The organism is Bacillus sp. FSL K6-1560 (assembly GCF_038592935.1).
Taxonomy (GTDB): domain Bacteria; phylum Bacillota; class Bacilli; order Bacillales; family Bacillaceae; genus Bacillus; species Bacillus subtilis.
Genome location: NZ_CP151946.1, coordinates 1126918 through 1152557 on the forward strand (window position 1 = coordinate 1126918; position 25640 = coordinate 1152557).

Annotated in this window: 23 protein-coding genes; 17 read left to right on the forward strand and 6 right to left on the reverse strand. The window is 45.1% G+C overall.

Translation table 11 applies throughout. From position 1 onward, the window contains the following. The first annotated feature begins 31 nt into the window (after positions 1–31). The 4 genes from bioI to NYE22_RS06060 all read left to right on the forward strand — a co-directional run bounded on the left by bioI (position 32) and on the right by NYE22_RS06060 (position 4644). Positions 32–1219, forward strand: a complete 1188-nt coding sequence (gene bioI, locus NYE22_RS06045) for a biotin biosynthesis cytochrome P450 (RefSeq protein WP_161986270.1) — start codon at positions 32–34, stop codon at positions 1217–1219. A 76-nt stretch (positions 1220–1295) separates the two neighbouring features. Continuing rightward, positions 1296–2057, forward strand: coding sequence for an NAD(P)-dependent oxidoreductase (locus NYE22_RS06050; RefSeq protein WP_003245974.1), 762 nt, complete (start codon positions 1296–1298; stop codon positions 2055–2057). A gap of 205 nt (positions 2058–2262) precedes the next feature. Continuing rightward, positions 2263–3123 (forward strand): carbohydrate ABC transporter permease, encoded by an 861-nt coding sequence (locus tag NYE22_RS06055; protein ID WP_010886597.1) that lies wholly within the window; start codon positions 2263–2265, stop codon positions 3121–3123. Between the two features lie 24 nt (positions 3124–3147). Then, positions 3148–4644 carry an extracellular solute-binding protein gene (locus NYE22_RS06060; protein WP_049141007.1) on the forward strand — a complete coding sequence of 499 codons (1497 nt, stop codon included), beginning with the start codon at positions 3148–3150 and terminating at the stop codon, positions 4642–4644. A 40-nt stretch (positions 4645–4684) separates the two neighbouring features. On the opposite strand, the gene NYE22_RS06065 is transcribed toward NYE22_RS06060, so the two are convergent. Next, on the reverse strand, positions 4685–7003 hold the full coding sequence (locus NYE22_RS06065; protein ID WP_342412384.1) for a helix-turn-helix domain-containing protein: 2319 nt from the start codon (positions 7001–7003) through the stop codon (positions 4685–4687). Between the two features lie 214 nt (positions 7004–7217). Here NYE22_RS06065 and rmgP point away from each other — a divergent pair, with 214 nt between their 5' ends. The 6 genes from rmgP (at position 7218) to NYE22_RS06095 (ending at position 12049) form a co-directional block, all read left to right on the forward strand. After that, the gene (gene rmgP, locus NYE22_RS06070) at positions 7218–8183 is read left to right on the forward strand and encodes a polygalacturonan/rhamnogalacturonan ABC transporter permease (RefSeq protein ID WP_014665041.1); all 966 of its coding nucleotides are present in this window, start codon (positions 7218–7220) and stop codon (positions 8181–8183) included. A gap of 7 nt (positions 8184–8190) precedes the next feature. Continuing rightward, positions 8191–9312 (forward strand): unsaturated rhamnogalacturonyl hydrolase, encoded by a 1122-nt coding sequence (gene rmgQ, locus NYE22_RS06075; protein WP_120028495.1) that lies wholly within the window; start codon positions 8191–8193, stop codon positions 9310–9312. Beyond that, positions 9309–9812, forward strand: a complete 504-nt coding sequence (gene rmgS / locus NYE22_RS06080; protein WP_161621742.1) for a rhamnogalaturonan transport/degradation protein RmgS — start codon at positions 9309–9311, stop codon at positions 9810–9812. Before rmgQ ends, rmgS begins: the two co-directional genes overlap by 4 nt. An 11-nt stretch (positions 9813–9823) precedes the next feature. Then, positions 9824–11110: a Gfo/Idh/MocA family oxidoreductase gene (locus tag NYE22_RS06085; RefSeq protein WP_161621741.1), complete on the forward strand. Its 1287-nt coding sequence runs from the start codon at positions 9824–9826 to the stop codon at positions 11108–11110. 20 nt (positions 11111–11130) lie between these two features. Next, positions 11131–11799: a YesL family protein gene (locus NYE22_RS06090; protein WP_342412385.1), complete on the forward strand. Its 669-nt coding sequence runs from the start codon at positions 11131–11133 to the stop codon at positions 11797–11799. 67 nt (positions 11800–11866) lie between these two features. Beyond that, positions 11867–12049, forward strand: a complete 183-nt coding sequence (locus tag NYE22_RS06095) for a sporulation protein Cse60 (protein WP_003223398.1) — start codon at positions 11867–11869, stop codon at positions 12047–12049. A 36-nt stretch (positions 12050–12085) separates the two neighbouring features. Here the strand turns inward: NYE22_RS06095 and opuD are convergent, their stop codons facing one another. Both opuD and NYE22_RS06105 read right to left on the reverse strand, forming a co-directional pair. Beyond that, a complete protein-coding gene (opuD, locus tag NYE22_RS06100) occupies positions 12086–13624 on the reverse strand; it encodes a glycine betaine transporter OpuD (RefSeq protein WP_003229220.1) in 1539 nt (512 codons plus the stop codon). Between the two features lie 188 nt (positions 13625–13812). Further along, positions 13813–15075: an NAD(P)/FAD-dependent oxidoreductase gene (locus NYE22_RS06105; protein WP_072173641.1), complete on the reverse strand. Its 1263-nt coding sequence runs from the start codon at positions 15073–15075 to the stop codon at positions 13813–13815. A 203-nt stretch (positions 15076–15278) separates the two neighbouring features. Between NYE22_RS06105 and murJ the strand changes: the two genes are divergently transcribed. Further along, positions 15279–16913, forward strand: a complete 1635-nt coding sequence (murJ, locus tag NYE22_RS06110; RefSeq protein ID WP_014480588.1) for a lipid II flippase MurJ — start codon at positions 15279–15281, stop codon at positions 16911–16913. A gap of 68 nt (positions 16914–16981) precedes the next feature. Further along, positions 16982–17701 carry a pseudouridine synthase gene (locus NYE22_RS06115; RefSeq protein ID WP_085187272.1) on the forward strand — a complete coding sequence of 240 codons (720 nt, stop codon included), beginning with the start codon at positions 16982–16984 and terminating at the stop codon, positions 17699–17701. Between the two features lie 121 nt (positions 17702–17822). Here NYE22_RS06115 and NYE22_RS06120 read toward each other — a convergent pair whose 3' ends face one another. Further along, positions 17823–18044 (reverse strand): DeoR family transcriptional regulator, encoded by a 222-nt coding sequence (locus NYE22_RS06120; protein WP_003152337.1) that lies wholly within the window; start codon positions 18042–18044, stop codon positions 17823–17825. Positions 18045–18333: 289 nt separating this feature from the next. Here NYE22_RS06120 and NYE22_RS06125 point away from each other — a divergent pair, with 289 nt between their 5' ends. Both NYE22_RS06125 and NYE22_RS06130 read left to right on the forward strand, forming a co-directional pair. Continuing rightward, complete coding sequence (locus NYE22_RS06125; RefSeq protein ID WP_015714539.1) at positions 18334–19044, forward strand: ABC transporter ATP-binding protein; 711 nt, start codon at positions 18334–18336, stop codon at positions 19042–19044. Continuing rightward, positions 19041–20198, forward strand: coding sequence for an ABC transporter permease (locus NYE22_RS06130; protein ID WP_172850156.1), 1158 nt, complete (start codon positions 19041–19043; stop codon positions 20196–20198). The genes NYE22_RS06125 and NYE22_RS06130 overlap by 4 nt, the downstream gene beginning before the upstream one ends. 38 nt (positions 20199–20236) lie before the next feature. Here the strand turns inward: NYE22_RS06130 and pbuO are convergent, their stop codons facing one another. Beyond that, positions 20237–21535 carry a hypoxanthine/guanine permease PbuO gene (gene pbuO, locus NYE22_RS06135; RefSeq protein WP_003229234.1) on the reverse strand — a complete coding sequence of 433 codons (1299 nt, stop codon included), beginning with the start codon at positions 21533–21535 and terminating at the stop codon, positions 20237–20239. 96 nt (positions 21536–21631) lie between these two features. On the opposite strand from pbuO, the gene pepV reads away from it, so the two are divergent. Further along, positions 21632–23023: a dipeptidase PepV gene (gene pepV / locus NYE22_RS06140; protein ID WP_021480325.1), complete on the forward strand. Its 1392-nt coding sequence runs from the start codon at positions 21632–21634 to the stop codon at positions 23021–23023. Between the two features lie 33 nt (positions 23024–23056). On the opposite strand, the gene cysK is transcribed toward pepV, so the two are convergent. After that, the gene (cysK, locus tag NYE22_RS06145; RefSeq protein WP_003229237.1) at positions 23057–23992 is read right to left on the reverse strand and encodes a cysteine synthase A; all 936 of its coding nucleotides are present in this window, start codon (positions 23990–23992) and stop codon (positions 23057–23059) included. 148 nt (positions 23993–24140) lie between these two features. Here cysK and thpR point away from each other — a divergent pair, with 148 nt between their 5' ends. Beyond that, on the forward strand, positions 24141–24692 hold the full coding sequence (gene thpR, locus NYE22_RS06150) for an RNA 2',3'-cyclic phosphodiesterase (protein WP_021480324.1): 552 nt from the start codon (positions 24141–24143) through the stop codon (positions 24690–24692). Between the two features lie 25 nt (positions 24693–24717). Continuing rightward, a complete protein-coding gene (locus NYE22_RS06155; RefSeq protein ID WP_003229241.1) occupies positions 24718–25632 on the forward strand; it encodes a hypothetical protein in 915 nt (304 codons plus the stop codon). Positions 25633–25640: the final 8 nt, after the last annotated feature.

Consider the following 25640-nt stretch of genomic DNA (forward strand, 5'->3'; position numbering starts at 1 on the left):
TTTTATTTTTGAACAGAAAGGAGAAAATCACGTGACAATTGCATCGTCAACTGCATCTTCTGAGTTTTTGAAAAACCCATATTCTTTTTACGACACATTGCGAGCTGTTCATCCTATCTATAAAGGGAGTTTCTTAAAATACCCGGGCTGGTATGTCACAGGATATGAAGAAACGGCTGCTATTTTGAAAGATGCGAGATTCAAAGTCCGCACCCCGCTGCCTGAGAGCTCAACCAAATATCAGGACCTTTCACATGTGCAAAATCAAATGATGCTGTTTCAGAACCAGCCTGATCATAGACGATTGCGGACGCTTGCCAGTGGAGTGTTTACGCCGAGAGCGACAGAGAGTTATCAGCCGTATATCATTGAAACTGTCCATCATTTGCTTGATCAAGTGCAAGGTGAAAAAAAGATGGAGGTCATTTCGGACTTTGCTTTTCCTTTAGCAAGCTTTGTCATAGCTAACATTATAGGTGTACCGGAGGAAGATAGGGAGCAATTAAAGGAGTGGGCTGCGAGTCTCATTCAAACGATTGATTTTACCCGGTCAAGAAAGGCATTAACAGAGGGCAATCATATGGCTGTGCAGGCTATGGCATATTTCAGAGAGCTGATTCAAAAGCGAAAACGCCACCCTCAACAGGATATGATCAGCATGCTCTTGAAGGGGAAAGAAAAGGATAAGCTGACGGAAGAGGAAGCGGCATCTACGTGCATATTGCTGGCGATCGCCGGACATGAGACAACGGTCAATCTCATCAGCAATTCAGTCCTTTGTCTGCTTGAGCATCCAGAACAGCTTTTGAAACTAAGAGAAAATCCAGATCTTATTGGTACCGCAGTCGAGGAATGTTTACGCTATGAAAGCCCCACGCAAATGACAGCCAGAGTTCCGTCAGAGGATATTGACATCAGCGGGGTGACGATCCGTCAAGGAGAGCAAGTCTATCTTTTGTTAGGAGCGGCTAATCGAGACCCAAGCATTTTCACGAACCCGGATGTCTTCGATATTACGAGAAGTCCTAATCAGCATCTTTCATTCGGTCATGGCCATCATGTTTGTTTAGGGTCCTCGCTGGCACGATTAGAAGCGCAAATTGCGATTAACACTCTTCTGCAGCGGATGCCCAGCCTTAAGCTCGCGGATTTTGAATGGCGGTATCGGCCGCTTTTTGGATTTCGGGCGCTTGAGGAGCTGCCGGTGACTTTTGAATAAGCCTAAGAATATGAGTGCCAAAAAAGTGTCAGCCCCGCCGAAAATGGGCAATCTATAAAAAAGGGGAGTGAACATCGTGAAAAAAGTGCTGATCGCCGGCGGAAATGGTGTGATTGGGAGACTGCTTGCTGAAGGGCTTATTTCAGACTATGAAGTGACAGTGCTTGATAAAGATCATTTCGATGGCAAAGCCTCTTCCATTCAGGCTGACGCGGCAAATTATGAGGAGCTGTTGAAGAAGATTCCAAAAGATACCGATGCCATCTTGAATTTACTCGCTGTTAAAATCAAATACGATATTATGGACATCGCTGAGTTTGAAAAAATGACGGATGTTTTCTATAGGGCAAGCTATTATCTGTGCCGTGCGGCAGCGGAGCTCGGCATTCAAAAGCTCGTGTTCGCCAGCAGCAATCATGTCACAGATGTATACGAAAAAGACGGGCGCTCGCTCTTAGGACGGGAAATCACAACAAGCGATTATCCGCTGTCAAAAAACTTGTACGGTGTATTAAAGCTGACCTCTGAACAGATTGGCCATTTGTTTTATTTGGAAAATAAGCTATCAGTAATCAACCTTCGAATCGGAACAGTCGTGACAGATGAAATGGATACGCTGCATGAAAAAGAACGGACGAAAAAGACACTGCTTTCTCACCCCGATCTGCTGTCGATTTTTAAAGCCGCTATTGAGACCAATATCCGGTACGGCACTTATTACGCCGTCTCTGATAATCCGGGCCGGCCATGGTCCATTGAATCTGCCGTGAATGAACTTGGGTTTTCGCCACAAATCAATACGGCCGAACTTCTGAACGAGGAGGAGAACGGAGCATAATCATTTTCTAAGATTATGCTCTTTTTCTTTTGTTATCGGTCTCAATTCGCGGAAGCCCCCGCCCGGCCAGGGACTCTGTTCAAATGATTATAGACATGGCAATCACAGATTTGCTACATTTTAGACACGATATCGTCACATGCTGAGCTCGGTTTTCAAAATATGATAACGCTTACAAAGAGAGGTGGGAGCTATCGCACATTCACTGAAAAACCGTCTGTTTGATATGTTGATTTATGGTTTCTTGCTGATGTTCGCTTTAATATGCGTACTTCCGTTCATTCATGTCATCGCAGCATCCTTTGCCACAGTAGAAGAAGTCGTGTCGAAAAAATTTATTTTAATACCGACCACTTTTTCGCTAGATGCTTATCGCTACATTTTTTCAACAGATATTATTTATAAGAGTTTGCTTGTTTCTGTGTTTGTGACAGTGATAGGCACTGCGGTCAGCATGTTTCTTTCTTCACTGATGGCTTACGGGTTATCCCGCCGTGATTTAATCGGCCGGCAGCCGCTCATGTTTCTCGTCGTATTTACGATGCTGTTTAGCGGCGGCATGATTCCGACTTTCCTTGTGGTCAAATCGCTTGGTTTGCTCGATTCTTACTGGGCGCTTATTTTGCCGACAGCCATTAATGCCTTTAACCTGATCATTCTGAAAAACTTCTTTCAAAATATCCCGTCAAGCCTGGAAGAGTCCGCGAAAATTGACGGGTGCAATGATCTGGGCATATTCTTTAAAATTGTGCTGCCGCTGTCTCTTCCTGCGATCGCAACGATTTCACTATTTTATGCGGTCACGTATTGGAACACGTATATGACAGCGATCTTGTACTTAAATGATTCAGCAAAATGGCCGATTCAGGTGCTTCTGCGCCAAATCGTCATTGTATCAAGCGGTATGCAGGGGGATATGTCTGAAATGGGGTCGGGCAGCCCGCCGCCTGAGCAAACCATTAAAATGGCGGTCATAGTGGTGGCGACCATCCCGGTTCTGCTTGTCTATCCGTTTATACAAAAGCATTTTGCAAAAGGAGCTTTGCTGGGATCTGTCAAAGGATAAAGAAATATGAAACGGAGGGGTACGATGGGAAACAAATGGAGGGTGCTTTTGATTGTGCTTGTACTGGCACTCGGCGGAGTGCTGGCGGGCTGTAAAGGGGCTGATCAGTCTTCGGCTGAAGGCAAAGCTGACTCGGATTCAAAGGTAAAGCTGTCTTGGATGGCGATTTTGTATCACCAGCAGCCGCCGAAAGACAGGGCGATTAAAGAAATTGAAAAGCTGACAAATACAGAACTCGACATCACCTGGGTTCCAGACGCGGTGAAAGAAGACAGGCTGAATGCGGCGCTTGCAGCGGGCAATCTTCCGCAAATCGTGACGATCCAGGATATTAAAAATTCGTCAGTCATGAATGCCTTCCGGTCAGGAATGTTCTGGGAAATCGGTGATTATATCAAGGATTATCCCAACTTAAACAAAATGAACAAACTCATTAATAAAAATGTGACAATTGACGGCAAGCTCTACGGGATATACAGAGAGCGCCCGCTTTCCAGACAGGGGATCGTCATTCGGAAGGACTGGCTGGACAATTTAAATTTGAAAACCCCGAAAACGTTGGATGAGCTTTATGAAGTGGCCAAAGCATTTACGGAGGACGACCCGGACAAGGATGGGGAAGATAATACGATCGGGCTGGCAGACCGTAATGACTTGATTTACGGCGCGTTTAAAACGATTGGCTCGTATGAAGGCATGCCTACAGATTGGAAGGAATCAGGCGGCAAATTCACGCCTGATTTCATGACACAGGAATACAAAGACACGATGAACTATATGAAAAAGCTGCGTGATAACGGGTATATGAATAAGGATTTTCCCGTCACAAGCAAAACCCAGCAGCAGGAGCTGTTTTCGCAAGGAAAAGCCGGAATTTATATTGGCAATATGGTAGATGCGGTCAATCTGCGCGACCATGCCTCTGATAAATCGATGAAGCTCGAGATCGTCAACCGCATAAAAGGCCCAGATGGGAAAGAGCGGGTATGGGCATCAGGAGGCCATAACGGCGTGTTTGCTTTCCCGAAAACGAGTGTGAAAACGGAAGCTGAGCTTAAACGGATCTTGGCTTTTTTTGACCGAATTGCCGAAGAAGATGTCTATAGCCTGATGACTTATGGCATTGACGGCGTTCATTACAACAAAGGTGAGGACAAAACGTTCACACGCAAAGAAAGCCAGGTAAAAGACTGGCAGACTGATATTCAGCCGCTGTCCGCCTTAATTGCCATTGATAAAGCCTACTTAAAAAACACTGGAGATCCGCTTCGGACGGCGTACGAGGAGCTGACCGAGGACAATGAAAAGATTATCGTCTCAAACCCGGCTGAAAGCCTGTATTCCGCATCGGAGTCGGAACGGGGTGATGAACTGAAGAAAATCATTGATGATGCGACTTATAAATATATGATTGGAGACATCACAGAAAGCCAGTTCGATAAAGAAGTGGAAAAATGGGAGTCAAGCGGAGGAAAACAAATTATTCAGGAATACGAAGAAGCATTTAAACAAACAAAATAATGTTGGAAAAACCCAAAACGCGCAAGCGGTTTTGGGTTTTTTACATGCTTCTTTTTTGCTGGCGGTAGTTTCCCGGTGTAATCCCCTCCAGCTTTTTAAAAGACCTGATAAAATTTTGCGAGTTTTTATATTTCAGCTTTTCGGCAATGTCCTTGACCGCCATGTCTGTTTCGGCAAGCCAGCTTTTCGCCATATGGTGTCGGTAGCTTGAGACATACTCGCTGAATGAAATACCCATTTCTTTTTTGAAAATGCTGCTTAAATAATTTGGGTTGTAATGCAGCCTGCGCGCGATTTCGTCCAGTGTCAATTCGGATTCAAACTCATGATGGATGATATGAATGATGTTGTCGGAAATATTTTTGTACTGGGCATCCGCGCGGGCGTTCACTTTGTCTGTCATCGGATCAATAAACTCATTCTTTAGCCAGTTTTCGGTATCCTCGAACGTTTTCAGCTCAAAAATTTGGTCATACAGCATTTTGTTTTCTTCAAGCTCAAACAATTCGATCCCAAGCACATGCATCAGCTCAATCACATGGTTCAAAAAACGGGCGATGGCGATTTGAAATTGATACGGGTTGGTGTTCTGGGTGAAGATGGCTTGCAAAATCGCGTGCAGGCATTTATCCGCTTTCTCCTTGTCTCCTGCTTTGACAGCATCGAACAGCTCATGCTGAAGCTGCTTTGGAAAATGAGTTTTGAAGGTTTTTTTCTGGTCAAGGTCTTCGTAAAAAATGATCGACTTGTTTTCCGCTTTAAGCCGGTATTTCAACGCTTCTGAGCCTTCCGCATAGGCTGTTTTCGCTTTTGTCAGCACATCAAACGGCTGGCTGATGCCGATGCTGACAGACAGCTGCAGCTCAGCTTCCGCTTTTTCCTGAATCATCCTTGCAGTCTCATTCAGCTCAGCTATGAATTCTTCTTTTGTCCCGCTTTGGTTGATCAAAATCGTCGCCTGCTGTTTGTCAACTACGGCGGGGGCAAGATGTTTGTCAGTCGGGATGCTGCGCTCAATCAGGCTGTTGACGGCAAACAAAAGCAGATCCATATCTTTTTTCTCATAAGGCGTATGATTCAGTGTGTCAATTTGGAGCACAAGCAGGGCAAGGTGCCGCCAATTTTGCTTTAAGCCGAGGCTTTCAAAACGGTTATCAACCTCCTCATCCGTCAGTTTTCCAAGCATAAGCCTGACCATAAAATATTGCTGCAGATGAGTGGCCTGCTGCTTCATCGTTTCCTCAAGGTCGTCATTTCTGTCCTTCAGCTGCTTAAAGCTCTGTTCAATTAACTCAAATTCATTTTGAGGAGGCTGCTGTTTCTCTTGTATGGCTCCATGTCTTGCGAATGATTCGTAAAGCATCCTGATCGGCTTGTAAAAATGGCGGGAGCCCAGCCAAGAGAACAATAATGAAAGCGTTAACAAAATAAGGCATACTGCAAAAGTGATCCAGCCAATTGACTTGGCTTCTTTTTTTAGCTCGGGCAGGGAAACGAGAGAAAAATAAGTCCATGTATTATAGTCAGATTTTTGATAGGTGACTTTATAATGAATCCGGTCAATCACTGTTTCAAACTGTCCGCTATTGGCGGTTTGCGCCAGCACTTTTTGGACAAAGCCGTCGTTATGAAGAGATTCACCGACATCAGACATGTTGTTATGAAGGATAATGCGGCCTTTTTCATCGATGATAAACAGGTTGTTGGCGTTTGAATAGCCAGGCATATTTTTGACAAGCGAACAGCTCGGAATGCTTGCGGCGGCCAATCCTTTTGTATTTGTGCTGTTCAAAGGAAGCTGCTTAATTAAATTGATATTGTAGCGGCAGTTTTCTGCTGTGCTTTCTTTGGTTGAAATCAAATGATTGTTTTCCTCAAGCGTCCAATAGGAGCGGCTCGCTTTGTGTTTCGTGTACGCTGAGGCTGCTTCATGAAGAGTGTCTGTATTCAAACGGTACAAACCGGAATTGTTCATGTACCATTTTTTCGTATAACTGACTAACGTCATGTTGGACAGATCGGTATCAAAGCTTTGCAGATAATTGAGCTCTTGGTTCACTTGGTTATAGATTTGAAATTGGTCTGAGTGCAAAGGCTCGGACAATGTGCGAAGGAGAGGCGGCGAACTCACATAGTGGGTTAAAGAGTGATCGACGGTTTTCAATATATGCTCGATGCTTTGCTGGGTCTGCTGGAGTGTGTCGAATTTTTCCTCCGAAACGTTGGAAATAGCCGTTTTCTGAGAGTGCTCGTACGAAAACAATCCGACCAAAATAACCGGAATGGTGCTGAGCAGGCAGAAAAACGTGATCAGTTTGTAGTAAAACTTGTATTGGCTTCTTTTCATAAAACCCCCCATTTCATAACATCCACTTCACCTTAATACAATTAATCCAAATATTGATAGATATTGTCAATAATCATTTTCTAATATCGGTGTCTTTTTTTCAGGTGGACCTGCTGAACCCTTGATTATAAAGGGATAAAACAGGATGTGATCATATGATTGTAGACGGACTTTTGCCTCTGCGCTACAGTGAATGCAAGAACCCGTGAAAGGAGGCTAGGAAAAAATGAAAACAGCAGAAGCGCAAGCGCCGGCTGTTGATGCAGTCATTTTTAAAAAAGAAAAAAGAAAGCGCTTACTAAGTAAGCTGATTCAGCAAAAATATTTGTACTTGATGATTTTGCCAGGGTGTATTTATTTTTTGCTTTTTAAGTATGTCCCGATGTGGGGAATTGTGATTGCGTTTCAGGATTATCAGCCGTTCCTCGGCATTTTGGGCAGTGAGTGGGTGGGGCTGAAGCATTTTATCAGGCTGTTTACTGAGCCTACATTTTTTCTCTTGTTAAAAAACACGCTCGTGTTATTTGCTTTGAACCTGGCCATATTTTTCCCGGTGCCGATACTGCTGGCGCTTCTATTGAACGAAGTGCGGATTGCTCTCTTTAAAAAATTTGTTCAGACGCTGATTTATATCCCGCATTTTATGTCTTGGGTCATTGTTGTATCGCTTTCGTTTGTGCTTTTAACGGTAGACGGAGGCTTGATTAATGAACTGATTGTGTTTTTTGGTGGTGAAAAAATCAATTTTCTGCTGAACGAAGAATGGTTCCGGCCCTTGTATATTCTGCAGGTTATCTGGAGGGAAGCGGGCTGGTCGACGATCATTTATCTGGCGGCCATTACAGCGGTTGACCCCCAGCTGTATGAAGCGGCGAAAATGGACGGAGCGGGACGGCTGCGGCAAATGTGGCATATTACGCTGCCCGCCATTAAAAGCGTTATCGTCGTTTTGCTGATTTTGAAAATCGGAGACACGCTGGAGCTTGGCTTCGAGCATGTGTATTTGCTGTTAAATGCGACAAACAGGGAAGTGGCGGAAATTTTTGATACGTACGTTTATACTGCAGGGCTGAAACAGGGCCAATTCAGCTACAGTACAGCAGTCGGCGTATTTAAAGCGGCGGTCGGGCTGATTTTGGTCATGCTTGCGAATCGTTTGGCGAAGAAATTTGGCGAGGAAGGAATTTATTAAGAAAGGGATGGGTTCAATGGATCAATCAATCGCTGTAAAATCGCCTCTTACGTACGCGGAGGCATTGGCAAAAACCATTATGAATACGTACGCAGTCGAGGAGCTGCCTCCTGCAAACCGCTGGCACTACCACCAGGGTGTTTTCTTATGCGGTGTATTGCGGCTGTGGGAAGCAACCGGGGAAAAGCGGTATTTTGAGTATGCGAAGGCCTATGCAGATCTCTTAATCGATGATTATGGCAATCTATTATTTAGAAGAGATGAACTGGACGCCATTCAAGCGGGTCTCATTCTTTTTCCATTATACGAGCAGACGAAGGATGAACGGTATGTCAAAGCGGCAAAAAGGCTGCGCGGCTTATATGGAACACTGAACCGGACGTCTGAGGGCGGTTTTTGGCACAAAGACGGTTATCCATACCAAATGTGGCTTGACGGCTTATACATGGGGGGGCCGTTCGCACTGAAATATGCCAATCTGAAGCAGGAGCCGGAACTGTTTGATCAGGTCGTGCTGCAGGAGTCATTAATGAGAAAGCATACGAAGGATGCAAAAACCGGACTCTTTTATCACGCCTGGGATGAAGCGAAAAAAATGCCTTGGGCCAATGAAGAGACAGGCTGTTCACCGGAATTTTGGGCACGTTCCATCGGCTGGTACGTCATGTCTCTTGCTGACATGATTGAAGAGCTGCCGAAGAAGCATCCAAACCGTCATGTGTGGAAAAACACGCTGCAGGACATGATGGAAAGCATCTGCCGCTATCAAGACAAGGAGACCGGGTTATGGTATCAGATCGTTGATAAGGGAGACAGGTCTGATAACTGGCTGGAAAGCTCAGGATCCTGCCTGTACATGTACGCATTTGCGAAGGGAATCAATAAAGGCTATTTAGACAGAGCTTACGAAACAACACTGCTAAAAGCGTATCAAGGCTTGATTCAGCATAAAACCGAAACATCAGAAGACGGAGCGTTTCTCGTCAAAGACATATGTGTCGGAACGTCAGCCGGTTTCTATGACTATTATGTCAGCCGCGAAAGAAGCACAAACGACCTGCACGGAGCCGGCGCGTTTATTTTAGCTATGACAGAGCTGGAGCCTCTTTTTAGGTCAGCGGGGAAATGACAAAAAAGATACGTACGGCTTTGTGTGTGATCGTCTCAGTGCTTTTTTTGGCATCATGCTCAAGCAGGCCGGACAGAATGCATGTCATTCTCTTTTCTGATATGCAGGCTGGCGTACAGGAAAAAATAAAAAAGGCCGCCGAGCAGAATGCCGGGAAGGTCGATATCTTTCCAGCTTTTCAGGAAAAACTGCTGACTGAAATTACCGCCCATGAGGGGGATGTTTTTATCGTGCCTGAAGACATGTTTCAAGCTTACGATGATCCGGAAAATTTTCAGCCGTTAAACGGATTGCCTCCTGAAAAAACATCTCCTTATACAACTGTTAATAAAAAAACAGGAGAAAAAACGATCTATGCCGTTCAGATCGAAAAAGGGAAAAAACAGCTGAACGGCTATTCTTTTCAATTGAATCGCGATATGGCGGCGTTTATCCCTGTGTATGCTAAAAAAACAGAGGAAGCGCTGCAGCTGATTTCTCAACTAACTGAAGCCCGATAGAGGTGAGGATATTGAAGAACATCGTCTTTTGCGGATTGAGCAGCAGAGCATTCAGTATGTTTATCAAACCGCTGTTGGAGCGGTTTTCAACTCATTATGAGATTACGGGATTGCTGGATGCCGATCCGAAACGTTTTGCCGTTTGCAAAAAGAAATTTCCCGAGCTGGCCCACGTGCCCGAGTTTAGCGAAGATGCTTTTGACGAGATGATGCGCGTGTCAAAGCCTGATATCGTCATTGTGGCAGGCAGGGACGATACGCATGTCACATATATTGTGAAAAGCCTTCAGTGGGATACAGATGTAATTACTGAAAAACCAATGGTGACAACAGTGCAGGATGCGAATCGGGTGCTTGAAGCGGAGGCCAAAAGCGAAGGAAAAGTCATCGTCGCGTTTAACTATCGCTACAGCCCGTTTCATCGGAAAATAAAAGAAATGATTCTGGACGGAAAAATAGGCAGGGTCACCTCCGTTGATTTAAATTGGTATATTGATACGTATCATGGAGCCAGCTATTTTAAACGCTGGAACAGGTCGAGACAGTTTTCCGGCGGTCTTTCTGTCCATAAATCAACACATCACTTCGATCTCGTCAATTGGTGGCTCGGGCAAAATCCGGAAGAGGTATTTGCTTATGGCGCCTTGAATTACTATGGGCCGGACAGTGAGTGGAACCCCTTGCCGGAAGAAGACGGGCGTTTTTGCGGGACGTGCCGGGTCAAAGAAAAATGCCACTACTATTCAAGGTGGCATCCCCGTTCCTCTAAAGCTTCTATAAAAGATGATCATCTCGAAGCAGGAGACCAGTCTAGCTTATATACTGCATACAGGCCTGACGCGTGTATTTTTGACGAGGAAATTGACATCGAGGATACGTACGTGGCGGCAGTCAAATATGATGGCGGCGCACTGTTAAGCTACTCGATTGTTTTTTCGGCCCCGTATGAAGGCTACCGGCTGACGATCAACGGCACAAAAGGGCGTATTGAATCAAATGAATTTCACGAACCTTCCAGAATTCCGTTTGCTTTTCCTGAGCAGACAATCGAATACTATCCGCTTTTTGAATCAAAGCAGACGATACAAGTAGTCAAAAATGAAGGGGGGCATGGCGGAGGTGATCCGCTTTTGCTTGAGGATCTTTTTTTAGGGAAAGACCCGCTGCGCCGCTATGATATTTTAGCCGGGGCTGAAGCTGGAGCCTACTCCATCGCGGTTGGTGAGGGAATGTGGCGCTCGGTTGCCGAAAAGAAGCCGATCGGCATGAAAGAGCTTTTTCAGATGCAGAATGTATAATGCAAAAAAGGAGGGGCGCCATGGAACATGATGGCTCACTGGGACGGATGCTGCGTTTTTGCGAATGGATCATGAGATTTGCGTATACAAACTTGCTGTGGCTGTTTTTTACGTTGCTCGGTCTCGGTGTGTTTGGCATTATGCCCGCGACCGCGGCTTTATTTGCTGTCATGCGGAAGTGGATCCAGGGGCAGGACAACGTTCCGGTGCTCAAAACGTTTTGGCAGGAATACAAGGGTGAATTTTTTCGTTCGAATCTGATCGGCGCTGTTCTGGCGCTCATCGGAGTGATCATTTATATTGATTTGGTTTTCATTTATCCAAGTCATTTCCTTCTGCACATCCTGCGCTTCGCCATTATGATATTTGGATTTTTGTTCGTATCCATGCTTTTTTATGTGTTTCCGCTGCTTGTCCATTTTGACTGGAAAAAACGTCTGTATGTGAAATTTTCGCTCTTGCTCAGTGTGGCGTATTTGCAATATACGCTTACTATGCTTGCGCTGACTGTTGCTCTCTTTTTCTTGCTTGCGTACCTGCCCGGCATTGTCCCTTTTTTCAGCGTCAGCCTTATCAGCTACTGCCATATGCGGATTGTTTATGCCGTGCTGCTGAAAGTGGAGCAGCAAGGCGGCGAGCCACAGAGGGAATCCCATATACGGAAAGCTTTTTATCCGGAAACGAGATAATCATCATTTCTCTATCATAAGGCTGTTCCAAACGGAATAGATTGATAGAGAAAGGAGAGCGGATAAAATGCTGAAGGTAGCGGTATTTGATGAAGAGCATGAAAAAGACTTACAGACGGAAATCAATTCATTTTTAAAAGGGATATCGGAGGAGCAGCTGATTGATATCAAATATACGGTTTCGGCCGCGTGCGACCCAGACGGCGAGCAGCTTTACTGTTTTTCCGCCCTTATCTTATATCGCAAATAAAAAGATCTTTCCGCAGGCACGGAAAGATCTTTTTTGTTAATATGCTTTTTTCACTCTTGGACTTCTCGGTTTATCGAGTTTCTCCGCTTTTTTGATCTCTCTTCTTTCTTTTGAGAGCGATTGATAGAGAGAGGCAATCATCAGCAGGATAACGATAGAAAACGGCAGCGCTGCCAGAATTGCTGTGTTCTGCAAAGCGGCAAGCCCTCCGGAATATAGGAGCACAGCCGCCATGGCGGACTGAATGATGCCCCAGCTGAGTTTCACAGAATTCGCCGGATTTAAAGAACCGTACGACGTCTGCATGCCCAGCACGAATGTAGCTGAATCTGCAGACGTGATAAAAAATACTGCGATCAGAATCAATGCAAGGATCGATGTCACCATTGTCAGCGGATAGTGATCAAGTGTTCCGAACAGCATCGTTTCAGTGGACAGCTTTGCTACATTGAACGCGCCTTTTTGCTGGAGATCCATGGCTGATACGCCGAAAATGGAGAACCATAGAAATGTCAAAATACAAGGTGTCACCAAGACGCCGATTAAAAATTCGCGGATCGTCCGGCCTCTGGATACACGGGCGATGAAAATGCCGACAAATGGAGACCAGGAAATCCACCATGCCCAATAGAAAATCGTCCAGCTATTAATCCATTCGCGTTTTTCAGGATCATTCGGTGTCAGTCTGAAGCTCATTTGAACGATATTTTGAATGTATTGTCCGATAGAATCTGTAAATGAGTTCATGATCAGCACTGTAGGACCGACAACGAGCATAAACAACATTAACAATCCGGCCAATACCATGTTTGTGTTGCTTAAATACTTAATTCCTTTTCCGAGTCCGCTCCACGCAGAAAGTAAAAAGAGCACTGTCACAATAATGATTAAAACCAATTGGACGATAAACGCATTCGGAATGCCGAACAGGTAATTCAAACCGCCGTTAATTTGGGTTGCGCCAAGACCAAGACTTGTTGACACCCCGACAACAGTGGCGAAAACTGCAATACAGTCAATGGCCTTTCCGATCGGTCCGTTTACTTTATCCCCGAGAATCGGTGACAGTGTGCTGCTGATTAATCCGGGCGCGCCTTTGCGGAATTGGAAATAGGCAATGCATAATGCCACAATGGCATAAATGGCCCAAGCGTGCAAACCCCAGTGGAAAAACGTATAGCGGAGTGCATCTCTGAAGGCTTGGGGGGTTTCTGTTTCACCTGATGGAGAGCTAATTGCGTAATGGCTGATCGGTTCAGCCGCACCGTAGAATACTAAGCCGATTCCCATGCCTGCGCTGAACAGCATGGCAAACCATGATAATAACCCGAATTCCGGTTTTTCATCAGGCTTTCCGAGTTTGATTTTTCCGATCGGGCTGAAAATCAAAAAGAGACAAAACCCGACAAACAAAGAGACAACTAAAAGATAATACCAACCAAATGAATCGGTAATAAATGCTTGTGCCGATTGAGACACATTTTGCAGGCTGTCAGGAGAAATAACACCCCATAATACAGCTGCAGCTGTGATTGCAATCACAATCCAAAATACACTAGATATATGTTTCAACATTTCTCACCCTCTAATTTTTTGTGTACGCCTATATCTTGCTCGCAGGCTTAGTATGGTCGTACGATGGCAGCTCATTCCTCTCTTAAAATTACCCCGCAATCAGGTGAAACAAAACAAGTCTCACCCTAACATGAATGCGGGGAATGTTCAAATGTGAGTTTGGCGGCAAGAGATTTAAAGAGTAATGATTAAGAACGGGCGTATTGCCCGGCATTTAGCCCTGCAAGCCTGCCTGTGACAAGGGCGGAGGTAATATTGTATCCGCCTGTGTAGCCGTGGATATCCAGAATTTCACCGCAAAAATAAAGCCCCTCCATTTTTTTAGAAGCCATTTTTTTCGGGTCAATTTCTTTTACAGATACCCCGCCTCCCGTGACAAATGCCTTATCAAGCGACAGTGTGCCATTTGCGAGGACAGTAAACTGCTTGCAGTCCCTTACAAATTGTCTGAAAGGATCCTTCGGCAGCTCAGAAAACGATACGTTCGGAGAGATGCCGTTTTTTTCGAGCAGGAATAGGAGATAGCGCTCCTGCATCCAAGGCTTCAGCACGTTTTTAATGGTTTTTTTCGGTGCTTCCTTCAGTTCTTTATACATCTTTTGGAAAAGCGTTTCTTCATTGATATCCGGATACAAGTCGATTCTGATCGGCACTTGAGGCTGTTTTTTCAGCTCTTTTACGACAAATTGGCTGCATCTGAGAATGGCAGGTCCTGAGAGGCCGAAATGGGTAAACAGCATGTCCATTTTATGTGTGATAATCGGTTTGCCTTTTTTATTTAACACACTGACGGCTACATCTCTTAGTGATAAGCCCTGAAGTGTTTTTTGCTTAATGAACGGTTCGCCAGAAGTGACGGGAACCTCTGTCGGAAACAGCTCTGTTATGGTATGGCCCGCGGCTTCAGCCCATTCATAGCCGTCTCCCGTGCTTCCGGTATGAGGCACGCTTTTACCGCCTACAGCGATAATGACTGCCTGGCTATGGATCATTTCGCCATTATTCGTCACAATCCCTGCTGCCTGTCCATCTTCATATATAACAGATTTAATTTTCTCGTTCGTTCTGATTGTTACGCGGAGCTGCTTCAGCCTGTTTAACAGCGCGTCAACGACACTTTGGGCTTTGTCGGTCACAGGAAACATCCGGCCGTGATCCTCTTCCTTCAATTGAATGCCGAGGTTTTCAAAAAACTTGATAATGTCCTCATTATTAAATTCAGAAAACGCGCTGTATAAAAAACGCCCGTTGCCGGGGATGTGCTTGATAATTTCTTCCACAGGAAGGCGGTTCGTCACATTACAGCGGCCGCCCCCGGAAATCGCGAGTTTCCGTCCTAATTTATTTCCTTTATCTATCAGCAACACGCCAGCGCCCTGTTCTCCTGCTGCAATCGCAGCCATCAAGCCTGAAGGGCCTCCGCCGATTACGATTACGTCATATTGTTTCATCTTTATCATCAACTTTCTTTTCATTTCGTGTGCGGACACCCCCGTCCGCAGTACTATTATAGCGAAAGAAAGCCGCTCCTTAAACGTCTTTTGCCGCGGACATGAATGTTCACAGGATTGCTTTTGTATTTATTACCGTCTAAATGCCCAGTTGTGGTAAAATAGAAAAGTTGAATCTTCGTAGAAAATGGTGATGAAGAAACATGTCAAGCAAACTGTTAAGAGGCACGTTTGTATTAACGCTCGGTACATATATATCGCGGATTCTGGGGATGGTCTATTTAATTCCCTTCAGCATTATGGTCGGGGCGACAGGCGGTGCATTATTTCAATACGGATACAACCAATACACTTTATTTTTGAATATTGCTACGATGGGCTTTCCGGCCGCTGTTTCTAAATTTGTTTCCAAATATAATTCAAAAGGGGATTATGAGACAAGCAGGAAAATGCTCAAGGCGGGCATGTCGGTTATGCTCGTCACAGGAATGATAGCCTTTTTCATTCTGTATCTATCGGCTCCGATGTTTGCGGAAATATCGCTGGGAGGCAAGGATAATAACGGCTTGACAATTGATCATGTCGTTTATGTCATCCGCATGGTCAGCTTAGCGCTTTTGGTCGTACCGATTATGAGCCTTGTCCGCGGATTCTTTCAAGGGCACCAAATGATGGGTCCGACAGCTGTTTCCCAAGTCGTTGAACAGATTGTCCGCATCATCTTTCTATTGAGTGCGACATTCTTGATTTTGAAGGTTTTCAACGGCGGCCTTGTCATCGCTGTGGGCTATGCAACCTTCGCAGCGCTGATCGGTGCCTTCGGTGGGCTGGTCGTGCTTTATATTTATTGGAACAAACGGAAGGGCAGCCTGCTGGCGATGATGCCGAATACGGGTCCGACAGCAAACCTAAGCTACAAAAAAATGTTTTTCGAGCTGTTCAGCTATGCTGCTCCGTACGTTTTTGTCGGACTAGCCATCCCTTTGTATAACTATATTGATACAAATACGTTTAACAAAGCGATGATTGAAGCCGGTCATCAAGCCATCAGCCAAGACATGCTTGCGATTCTAACCCTGTATGTTCAGAAGCTCGTGATGATCCCGGTTTCCCTAGCAACTGCTTTCGGACTGACATTAATTCCAACGATTACTGAATCGTTTACAAGCGGAAACTATAAGCTGTTAAATCAGCAGATTAATCAAACGATGCAGACGATCCTGTTTTTAATTATTCCGGCTGTTGTCGGGATCTCTCTATTGTCAGGACCGACGTATACGTTCTTTTACGGGTCAGAGAGCCTTCATCCTGAACTGGGGGCAAACATTTTGCTATGGTATTCGCCAGTCGCGATTTTGTTCTCTTTGTTTACAGTCAACGCAGCCATTCTGCAGGGCATCAATAAGCAAAAATTTGCGGTTGTCAGCCTTGTGATCGGTGTCGTGATCAAGCTTGTGCTGAATGTTCCGCTGATCAAGCTGATGCAGGCTGACGGAGCGATTTTAGCGACGGCGCTTGGATATATCGCTTCACTTTTATATGGGTTTATCATGATTAAGCGCCATGCAGGCTATTCGTATAAGATACTAGTTAAACGAACTGTTTTGATGCTTGTCTTATCAGCCATTATGGGTATTGCCGTGAAAATCGTGCAGTGGGTATTAGGCTTCTTTATTTCCTATCAGGATGGCCAGCTGCAAGCTGCGATTGTTGTGGTGATCGCGGCCGCTGTTGGCGGAGCTGTCTACCTGTATTGCGGCTACCGATTAGGATTTTTACAGAAAATTTTAGGCCGCCGTTTGCCAGGTTTCTTAAGGAAAGGCAGACATGCAGGCTGATGAACTAGATATGATGAAACTGAGGGCTCGCATGCTGCGGGCTTTCTTTTATAAAGGAGAGATTGGGAATGAGACTTGATAAGCTGCTTGCCAACAGCGGGTATGGTTCCAGAAAAGAAGTCAAAGCCGTTGTAAAGGCTGGAGCCGTGATGATCGACGGCAAACCTGCCAAAGATGTAAAGGCGCACGTTGATCCTGATACGCAGGAGGTGACCGTATACGGGGAACCGGTTGATTATCGAGAGTTCATTTATCTTATGATGAATAAACCGCAGGGCGTGCTGTCGGCGACTGAGGACAGCCGGCAGCAAACAGTGGTCGATCTGCTGACGCCGGAGGAGATGAGATTTGAGCCATTTCCAGCCGGCAGGCTTGATAAAGATACAGAGGGCTTTTTGCTGCTCACAAATGATGGCCAGCTCGCACATCGGCTCCTTTCTCCTAAAAAGCATGTTCCAAAAACGTATGAAGTCCATTTAAAATCACAGATTTCTCGGGAAGACATCTCCGATTTGGAAACAGGTGTCTACATAGAGGGCGGCTATAAAACAAAGCCGGCAAGAGCGGAAATCAAAACAAACGACAGTGGCAATACCGTGATATACCTGACAATTACAGAAGGAAAATACCATCAGGTCAAGCAAATGGCAAAGGCAGTCGACAATGAAGTGGTTTATCTGAAGCGGCTTTCGATGGGACGCGTTTCCCTAGATCCCGCTCTGGCACCCGGAGAGTACCGTGAGCTGACAGAGGAAGAGCTTCATTTGCTCAATGAGCCGCAAGCATGACAAAAACCCCGCATACTGAATGCGGGGTTTTATTTATAAGCACACAAAAACAAGGCTCAGCAGTTTCTTCGCCCTGTTATCTATCGGACCGCTCTCAGGCGGCCCTATGTAATTTTTCAATTTATGAGGTAATCTTTACTTTCTTTCTCGTTGTCTCCCACTTGCCACGGCTTGGACTATGAACAAGATCATTATATGCCAACACATTTAAGTCTCTTTGAATCGTTCTAGGTGTAATGCCGAATTCGTCAACCAGTTCCTGTGTTGTCACAAGACCTTTTTCTTGGATAAACATGTAAACTGATTTGATTCGAGTTAGCATACGGTTTGTTGAAGGTTTCAAAAAACCACTCCCTATCATAAGATCGGATGGACTTGACTAACCACAACTCACGACTATCAACTGCGTACGAAATAGCAACAAAGGCAGACATCTGTAATTGTTAAAATAATTCGCCCTCATTATACACGATATTGCAGTGATGAATCTAGGGATAACTCCTATTAATTTTTTCCAATTCGCGTTGGGCAGCCATCCTTGTTGGATTACTATGTATTTCGGCTCAATATTATTATGGTTAAAGAAACTTTTTTTATTCTGTTTCGTAGTAAATTTTGGAGGTGGGTGAGTTTTGACAAATTTGCTTGAAGCTTCAATAGAACAGGCCGGGTATACAAGCCGAAAAAAAGTGCTCACCGATGTTTTTCTGGAAGTCAGAAAAGGGGAACTAGTTGGACTGATCGGAGCTAACGGCGCCGGAAAAAGCACCGCAATCAAGGCGATACTCGGCCTTTCAGAAGATTTTAAAGGGCATATTGCCTGGAACGACTGTTCATTTGCATATATTCCGGAGCATCCGTCCTTTTACGAAGAACTGACGCTGTGGGAGCATTTGGATCTGATCAGCACACTCCACGGCATTGAAGAGAGAGAATTTGCGCATCGGGCCCAAAGCCTGCTGCAGACGTTTTCGCTTGATCATGTCAAACATGAGCTGCCTGTCACCTTTTCGAAGGGCATGCAGCAAAAACTAATGCTTATCCAGGCCTTTCTCTCTAAGCCGGATATGTATGTGATTGATGAACCGTTTATCGGCCTTGATCCGATATCGACGAAACGCTTTGTGGACATGCTTAAGGCTGAAAAAGAACGTGGAGCCGGAATTCTTATGTGCACGCATGTACTCGATACCGCGGAAAAAATCTGTGACCGGTTTTATATGATTGAGAAAGGTTCATTATTTCTCCAAGGCACGTTAAAAGATATTCAGGACAAGACCGGATTAGAGGGGCAGTCATTGCTTGACTGTTTTTATAAGGCAGTTCAAGGTGATCGGCCATGAACGGGCGTACGCTCTTTTTTCGAAGGCTGTTTGACTATTACAAGTATCAGTTTAAAGTGTTGCATGCGGTCATTGACTGGACAGTCGCTCTCTATATTGTTTTGCCGGCGATTGCTTTTGTCATCTATCAGTATATTGATTTGATGAATGGAAGAGGTCTTCTTTATGAGTGGTCTGAAGTGGCGGAGTGGAGATGGCTGTACGCTGTGTGTGGGCTGATCATGTTTACAGGCTCGATTCGTACATTTTTAATGGAAGCGGACAAAGTGTTTTTGCTGCAAAAGAAAGAAATCATCTATCAGCTCAAACGGTACGCGCTTTTGTATTCTTTTCTCGTCACGATGGCTAAATGGCTGCTTCTCTTTTTTATTGTCCTTCCCTTGATCAGTCATTCTGTTCACATCACATTCGCAGAAAGCACTGCTCTATTGTGTTATTTGTTTGGCCTTCATACATTCTTTTTATCCTTAAAGCAAGACAGGATCAGAAAGCCGCACTCCATTTCGAGATGGATTGGCGATATTTTTGTCAGAGCTATATTTTTTGCTGGTTCTGCTATCCTGATTGTTTTGACTCAGTGGCACTTGCTTGCGCTTTTTGGCATTTTATTTTTGCTTTTCTCAGTTATCCGCAGTTTGAAAAAGACGGCTTCGTTCACGGCTTTTGAAGCTGAGGTGACTGAAGAGAAAAAAAGCAGGCTTGCCCTTGCAGGACTTGTGATGATGATGAGTCAGGAGGCGGGAATGCCAAAAGTAAAAGACAGGATGAGAAGAAAACCGTTATTATACCGAAATTCAAAAAGGATATTTAAAAGACGAACGATCTGCACAGGCTATAAGGAATTGTTTTTTAAAGTCATGCTGAGGAATGGCGAGTATGCGAGGCAGATGTACATGCTATTGTCAGCTTTCACCGTTCTCATATTTGTTTCCCCAATTTGGCTGAAGGTGATTGCGCTGCTGGTATATACAGGGGTTTGCCGTTATATCCTGACGCTTATTTTTGACAAGGTCATGGATGCCCCTTTTTTAATTGGCACCGATAAGGAAAGTGATGAATATTATCGGGCCAGAAAAAACTGTATCAACATCCTGCACTATGCGTTTGCCGCCTGTTGTTTTTTAGCGGCCGCTGTCTCTTTATTGTTTACATAAAAAACCCAAACGACGACGTTTGGGTTTTTTGGTCTATGTTATAAAATAAACAGCTGGATGAAAAACAGAATGGCGAAAACGATGACGAGCGGATGAATCTCTCTCCATTTTCCCCGCGCCGCTTTTACGATCGGATATGAAATAAAGCCAAGCGCAATTCCTGTAGAAATGCTGGATGTCAAAGGCATGGCCAGAATGACGAGAAACGCTGGAAATGCCTCGTCCATCTCTTTCCAATTCATATTGGAAACCGAGCCCATCATCAAGCTGCCGACGATAATCAAAGCAGGCGAGGTGATGGCGGCTATACCGGACAAGGCGCTGACAAGCGGACTGAAAAACATTGAAGCCGCAAACATCACAGCCACAGTCAAAGCCGTAAGCCCCGTTCTTCCCCCGGCTGCGACACCGGCGGAAGATTCGATAAATGCGGTCGTCGGACTTGTGCCGAAAACAGCTCCTACTGTCGTCGCTGTTGAATCAGCAAGCAGCGCTTTTCGCACGTTAGGCAGCTTGTTGTTTTTCATCAGCCCGGCTTGCTCGGCAACTCCGATCATCGTGCCTGTCGTATCAAAAATGGTGACTAATAGAAAAGAAAAGACGACAGCGTACAGGCCGTGATGAATGACATCGCCAAAAGCGGTAAATGGATTTGAGATCATCAATCCTTCCGGCAAATGAGGAAGTGACATAAATCCCTTTGAAAAATGGAGCTGACCGGTGAAAAAGGCGATCAAAGCGGTAGCTGCCATTCCGATAAATAAAGCGCCGCTTACATTCAGCACCATCAGGACCACGCTGATCAAAAGGCCAACCAGTGTTAAGATAACACCAGGTGAATGCAGATTGCCGAGAGTGACCAGGTTTGACTCATCAGCTGCCACAATGCCCGCTTGACGCAAACCGATAAAAGCAATAAACAGCCCGATCCCTGTTGTGATCCCGTATTTTAAATTGTTTGGAATCGCTTCTATAAGTTGTTTTCTTAAAGGCGTTAACGATAGAATAATGAAGAGAACCCCTGCTGTAAATACTGCGCTGAAAGCTGTTGCGTACGTGATGCCGCCATCGCTTGCGCTTACGACATGAAAGGCTAAATAAGCGTTCAAGCCCATGCCGGGCGCAATAGCAATCGGATAATTTGCTGCCAGGGCCATCCACAGCGTTCCGACAATGGAGGCAATAATCGTTGCGGTGAACACCTGGTCGAAAGGAACCCCGGCGTTAGCCAGAATGACCGGATTGACCACGACGATATAGACCATTGTGAAAAAGGTCGTCAGCCCTGCTATGATTTCTTGCTTTATGGATGTTTGCTGCTCTTTTAGATGAAACATAGTATCCTCCAATTACGAACGTTTTAACAAAACACCATTAATATTATTCGTTTTATTTGGTTTTTGCAAGTCATTTCTTGCGGAAAGGGGATCATTATGAACTGGGAAGTTGAAGTGATCAGAAAAAAAGAGGATTTAATTCGTGATACGCAGGAATTTTTGAGAATCAATAGTGTCATGGACGAAACAACCGCCGGACCCGGTAAACCGTTTGGAGAAGGGGTAAACGCCAGCCTGACTTCATTGCTGGAGCTTGGAGAAAAAGAAGGCTTTACAACAAAAAATCTTGACGGCTTTGCAGGTCATATTGAATGGGGGGAGGGCGATGACATTATCGGCGTACTTTGCCATGTTGACGTCGTGCCGCCGGGAGATGGGTGGACGAGTGATCCATTTTCAGCTGAAATCCGCAACGGACGGATTTATGCAAGGGGCGCCATTGATGACAAAGGCCCGACAATGGCGGCATTCTACGCGCTGAAAATCGTGAAAGACATGAATCTGCCCCTGTCCAAGCGAGTCAGAATGATTATCGGAACAGATGAAGAAAGTGATTGGAGATGCGTAGAGCATTATTTCAAGCATGAAGAAATGCCAACAATGGGCTTTGCGCCTGACGCCGATTTTCCGATCATTAATGCGGAAAAAGGGATCATCGATGCTTCTTTACTTATTCCACACCGTCCAAATCAAGCAGAACCAAAGGCAGTGCTTGTCTCGTTTCAATCAGGCCTTCGTTTGAACATGGTGCCTGATGCTGCGGAAGCTGTCATTGAAGGGCCGAAAAATGAAGAGATTCTGTCTTCATTTAAAGACATGCTCCGCACGACGGACCAAAAAGGGGAAGCTGCAATAGAGAACGGACAGCTCATTTTGCGTATGTACGGTCTTTCCTGCCATGCGATGGAACCGAACAATGGGATCAATGCTGGTATTTTATTGTGCGAATTTCTCCAGCAGACTGAGCTTGACGATGCAGGAAAGCGGTTTGTGCAAGTTGTGACAGATAAGTTCTCAGGTGATACAAGAGGAAAAAAACTGGACATCGACTGTGAGGATGAAATCAGCGGTGAGCTGACATTAAATGTCGGAACACTGCGCTATAAAGAAGGGCAAGGAGGCGAGCTCGGGATCAATATCCGCTATCCTGTGACAGCTGAAAGCAAAGTGATCCGCGATGCATTCGAAAGCGCATCTGAATTTGAGCTGGGAGAATTCAAAGACAGCAAGCCGCATCACGTGTCCGCAGATCATCCGTTAGTCAAAACCCTGCAAAAGGTTTATGAAGGCCAGCTGGGTAAAAAAGCTGACTTAATCTCAATCGGCGGGGGGACATATGCGAGATCCTTAAAAGCCGGTGTCGCGTTCGGCCCGCTGTTCCCCGGACGTCCTGACAGCGCACACCAAAAGGATGAATATATCGAAATTGATGACCTGCTGAGATCGACAGCGTTATATGCTCAGGCCATTTACGAGCTTGCAAAATAAAAGGACCGGCTTCTGCTGAAGCCAGTCCTTTTTTTAAATAAATGACCATAAATCAGTTGATAAGTACCGTTCTCCTGTATCAGCTGTCATGCAGACCACAACTTTGTCAGGAGAGAGGCGTTTCGCTGTTTCGATTGCCGCGAAGCAGGCAGCGCCTGATGAAGGACCGACAAGAATTCCTTCTTCAGCAGCAAGCCGTCTTGTCGTCGTATACGCGTCTTCATCAGAGATTTTGATAATTTCATCATAAACGTCTTCATTTAAAATCGGCGGTATAAAGCCTGGGCTCGTTCCTACAAGTTTATGCGCGCCAGGTTTTCCGCCGGATAATACAGGCGAACCCGCTGGCTCAACAACATGAACCGTGATATCCGGAAAAAGCTCTTTGAGCGCCTCACCTGTTCCGGTAATGGTTCCGCCTGTTCCAGAGGAGGCTACAAAAGCGCCGAGCGGTTTTCCGATTTCCTCTATTGCCCGGGCGATTTCAGGCGCTGTTGTTTTCCGGTGCGCATCAGGATTAGCAGTGTTATCGAACTGCATTGGAATATAGCTGTTCGGAATTTGTTCGGCAAGCTCCTTCGCTTTTTTGATGCTGCCCGGCATTCTTTCCTCTCCGGGAGTTAATACAACCTCTGCACCGTAAGCTTTAAGTAGGTTGATCCGTTCCTTCGTCATCGTATCAGGCATAACTAAGATTGCTTTATATCCGCGTGCTGCCGCATTCATGGCGAGCCCGATTCCGGTATTTCCGCTTGTCGGCTCTATAATAACTGATCCCGGCTTGAGTAAACCGTTTTGTTCAGCTTCTATGATCATTTGATAAGCGGCTCTGTCTTTCACACTGCCGCTCGGATTGAAAAATTCAAGCTTTAAATAGACTTGTGCCGCATTTTCCGGCTGAAGCCGATTCAATCTCACTAGCGGTGTATCTCCTATCAGATCAGCTGTGTTTGCAACGATTTTCAACATTGTCATTCCTTTCTGAATAAAACAAGTGTCATATAATATCCTAACATAATAAACGTTTGTGCGAGAGTGTTTTCATACACTGTTCCTCTATCCGCACAGCCTCTTTATTGATAAAATAATAGCTGTCAAAGAAGGGAGTGTCAGACGGATGCCAGATATACGGCCTCATTATTTCATCGGTGTTCCCATACCTGAGGGAATTGCAAATCCGATCTACCAGGCTGCGAAAAACGAACCGGTATTGACGTTTCAAAAATGGGTGCACCCGCTTGACTATCATATCACGTTAATTTTTCTCGGAGCGGCGGATGAGACACAAATAAAGAAGCTTGAAGTTTCGCTAGCAGAGATTGCTTCAGAAATTGACCCATTTTCAATTGAGTTTGACAAGATAGATGTATTCGGCGACCGCAGAAGGCCGCGCGTTTTACATCTGGAGCCAAAGAAAAACAAAACGCTTGATAGACTGCGGGAACATACGAAGCAGGCTGTACTTCAGGCCGGCTTTCAAGTGGAAAAAAGACCGTATCATCCTCATATGACGCTGGCAAGAAAATGGACAGGCGAAGAAGGATTTCCAGCTCATGTTCCGTTTGAAAGCGGCGAAGTTTCGATGATGGCTGAACGATTTTCGCTCTTTCAAATACACTTGAACCAATCACCAAAATACGAGGAAATATTCAAATTTCAATTATCTTAATTCATTGCGGAGTGGAGAAACAAACATGGCACAAATCATCAAAATTCATGATTATATATCAAGATATGAGCTTGATCCGTACCATTATATCAACCAGTTTGTACGTCTGAAAAAAGAGCGCTGGCTTTCACTAGTAGAAGCAGCGGAACGACAGCATGAAGAAAGGCAAGCCAGTGCTGAAGAACCGGAACCGGTGCAGAAACGAAAAAAATTTTCATTGAAAAGAAGAAAAGAAGAGATAAAAGCCGATATACAAGAAGAGAGACACCAATGGTTTGAGGACGAAGAAGATATTCATGTAAGGCTCCCGAAGAGCAGGGTGGCGCTTGCTTCTTTTTATAAAAGACATTTATATGATTTTCAGCTCAAATGGGCAAGCTCTACTCTTTCAGAAATATCTCAACTCTCAAACCAGGTGAAGCAGGACCGCATTTTGCGTTATCTGACCCAGCAGCTGCCTGATTCTTATTTTATTATGTATAAGCCTGTGCTGAAAATTCAGCAGGCGGCGGTTGAATTAAGCATTGTGATTATTTCTCCTCTGGAAATTTATTGCGTTTCTTTTTTAGAGGCTGAGGAAGACAGTGTCTACATAGGGTCTAAAAATCGTTTTTGGGACAAGAAAACAGCCTCTCAGACTGCATCAGTGTTAAATCCAGGGCTTAGCCTGTTTCGTACGGACTCGGTTGTGTCAAAGATCGTAAAGGAAAAACAGGCTGAGATTCCGGTTCGAAAATTGCTTCTGAGCAGAACGTCGTACATCGATTACCCGGAGCCGCCATACGGCTTAGAAATAGCGGATAAGCGGAGCGCGGAAGAATGGATTGAGCGGCAGAAGAAAAACACTGCTCCGATCAAACATCATCAGGTAAAGGCTGCAAAGGCTCTATTGTCTTACTGCATGTCTGACTCCTATCGCAGACAGGAGTGGCTGGAGTAAAAGAGAAC

Excerpts from the sequence above, each read along its gene's own strand:
- NYE22_RS06060 (WP_049141007.1), top strand. The coding sequence starts at position 3,148 with ATGGGAAACAAATGGAGGGTGCTTTTGATTGTGCTTGTACTGGCACTC.
- NYE22_RS06065 (WP_342412384.1), bottom strand. The coding sequence starts at position 7,003 with ATGGGGGGTTTTATGAAAAGAAGCCAATACAAGTTTTACTACAAACTG.
- rmgP (WP_014665041.1), top strand. The coding sequence starts at position 7,218 with ATGAAAACAGCAGAAGCGCAAGCGCCGGCTGTTGATGCAGTCATTTTT.
- rmgQ (WP_120028495.1), top strand. The coding sequence starts at position 8,191 with ATGGGTTCAATGGATCAATCAATCGCTGTAAAATCGCCTCTTACGTAC.
- rmgS (WP_161621742.1), top strand. The coding sequence starts at position 9,309 with ATGACAAAAAAGATACGTACGGCTTTGTGTGTGATCGTCTCAGTGCTT.
- NYE22_RS06090 (WP_342412385.1), top strand. The coding sequence starts at position 11,131 with ATGGAACATGATGGCTCACTGGGACGGATGCTGCGTTTTTGCGAATGG.
- NYE22_RS06095 (WP_003223398.1), top strand. The coding sequence starts at position 11,867 with ATGCTGAAGGTAGCGGTATTTGATGAAGAGCATGAAAAAGACTTACAG.
- opuD (WP_003229220.1), bottom strand. The coding sequence starts at position 13,624 with ATGTTGAAACATATATCTAGTGTATTTTGGATTGTGATTGCAATCACA.
- NYE22_RS06105 (WP_072173641.1), bottom strand. The coding sequence starts at position 15,075 with ATGAAACAATATGACGTAATCGTAATCGGCGGAGGCCCTTCAGGCTTG.
- murJ (WP_014480588.1), top strand. The coding sequence starts at position 15,279 with ATGTCAAGCAAACTGTTAAGAGGCACGTTTGTATTAACGCTCGGTACA.
- NYE22_RS06115 (WP_085187272.1), top strand. The coding sequence starts at position 16,982 with ATGAGACTTGATAAGCTGCTTGCCAACAGCGGGTATGGTTCCAGAAAA.
- NYE22_RS06130 (WP_172850156.1), top strand. The coding sequence starts at position 19,041 with ATGAACGGGCGTACGCTCTTTTTTCGAAGGCTGTTTGACTATTACAAG.
- pbuO (WP_003229234.1), bottom strand. The coding sequence starts at position 21,535 with ATGTTTCATCTAAAAGAGCAGCAAACATCCATAAAGCAAGAAATCATA.
- pepV (WP_021480325.1), top strand. The coding sequence starts at position 21,632 with ATGAACTGGGAAGTTGAAGTGATCAGAAAAAAAGAGGATTTAATTCGT.
- cysK (WP_003229237.1), bottom strand. The coding sequence starts at position 23,992 with ATGTTGAAAATCGTTGCAAACACAGCTGATCTGATAGGAGATACACCG.
- thpR (WP_021480324.1), top strand. The coding sequence starts at position 24,141 with ATGCCAGATATACGGCCTCATTATTTCATCGGTGTTCCCATACCTGAG.
- NYE22_RS06155 (WP_003229241.1), top strand. The coding sequence starts at position 24,718 with ATGGCACAAATCATCAAAATTCATGATTATATATCAAGATATGAGCTT.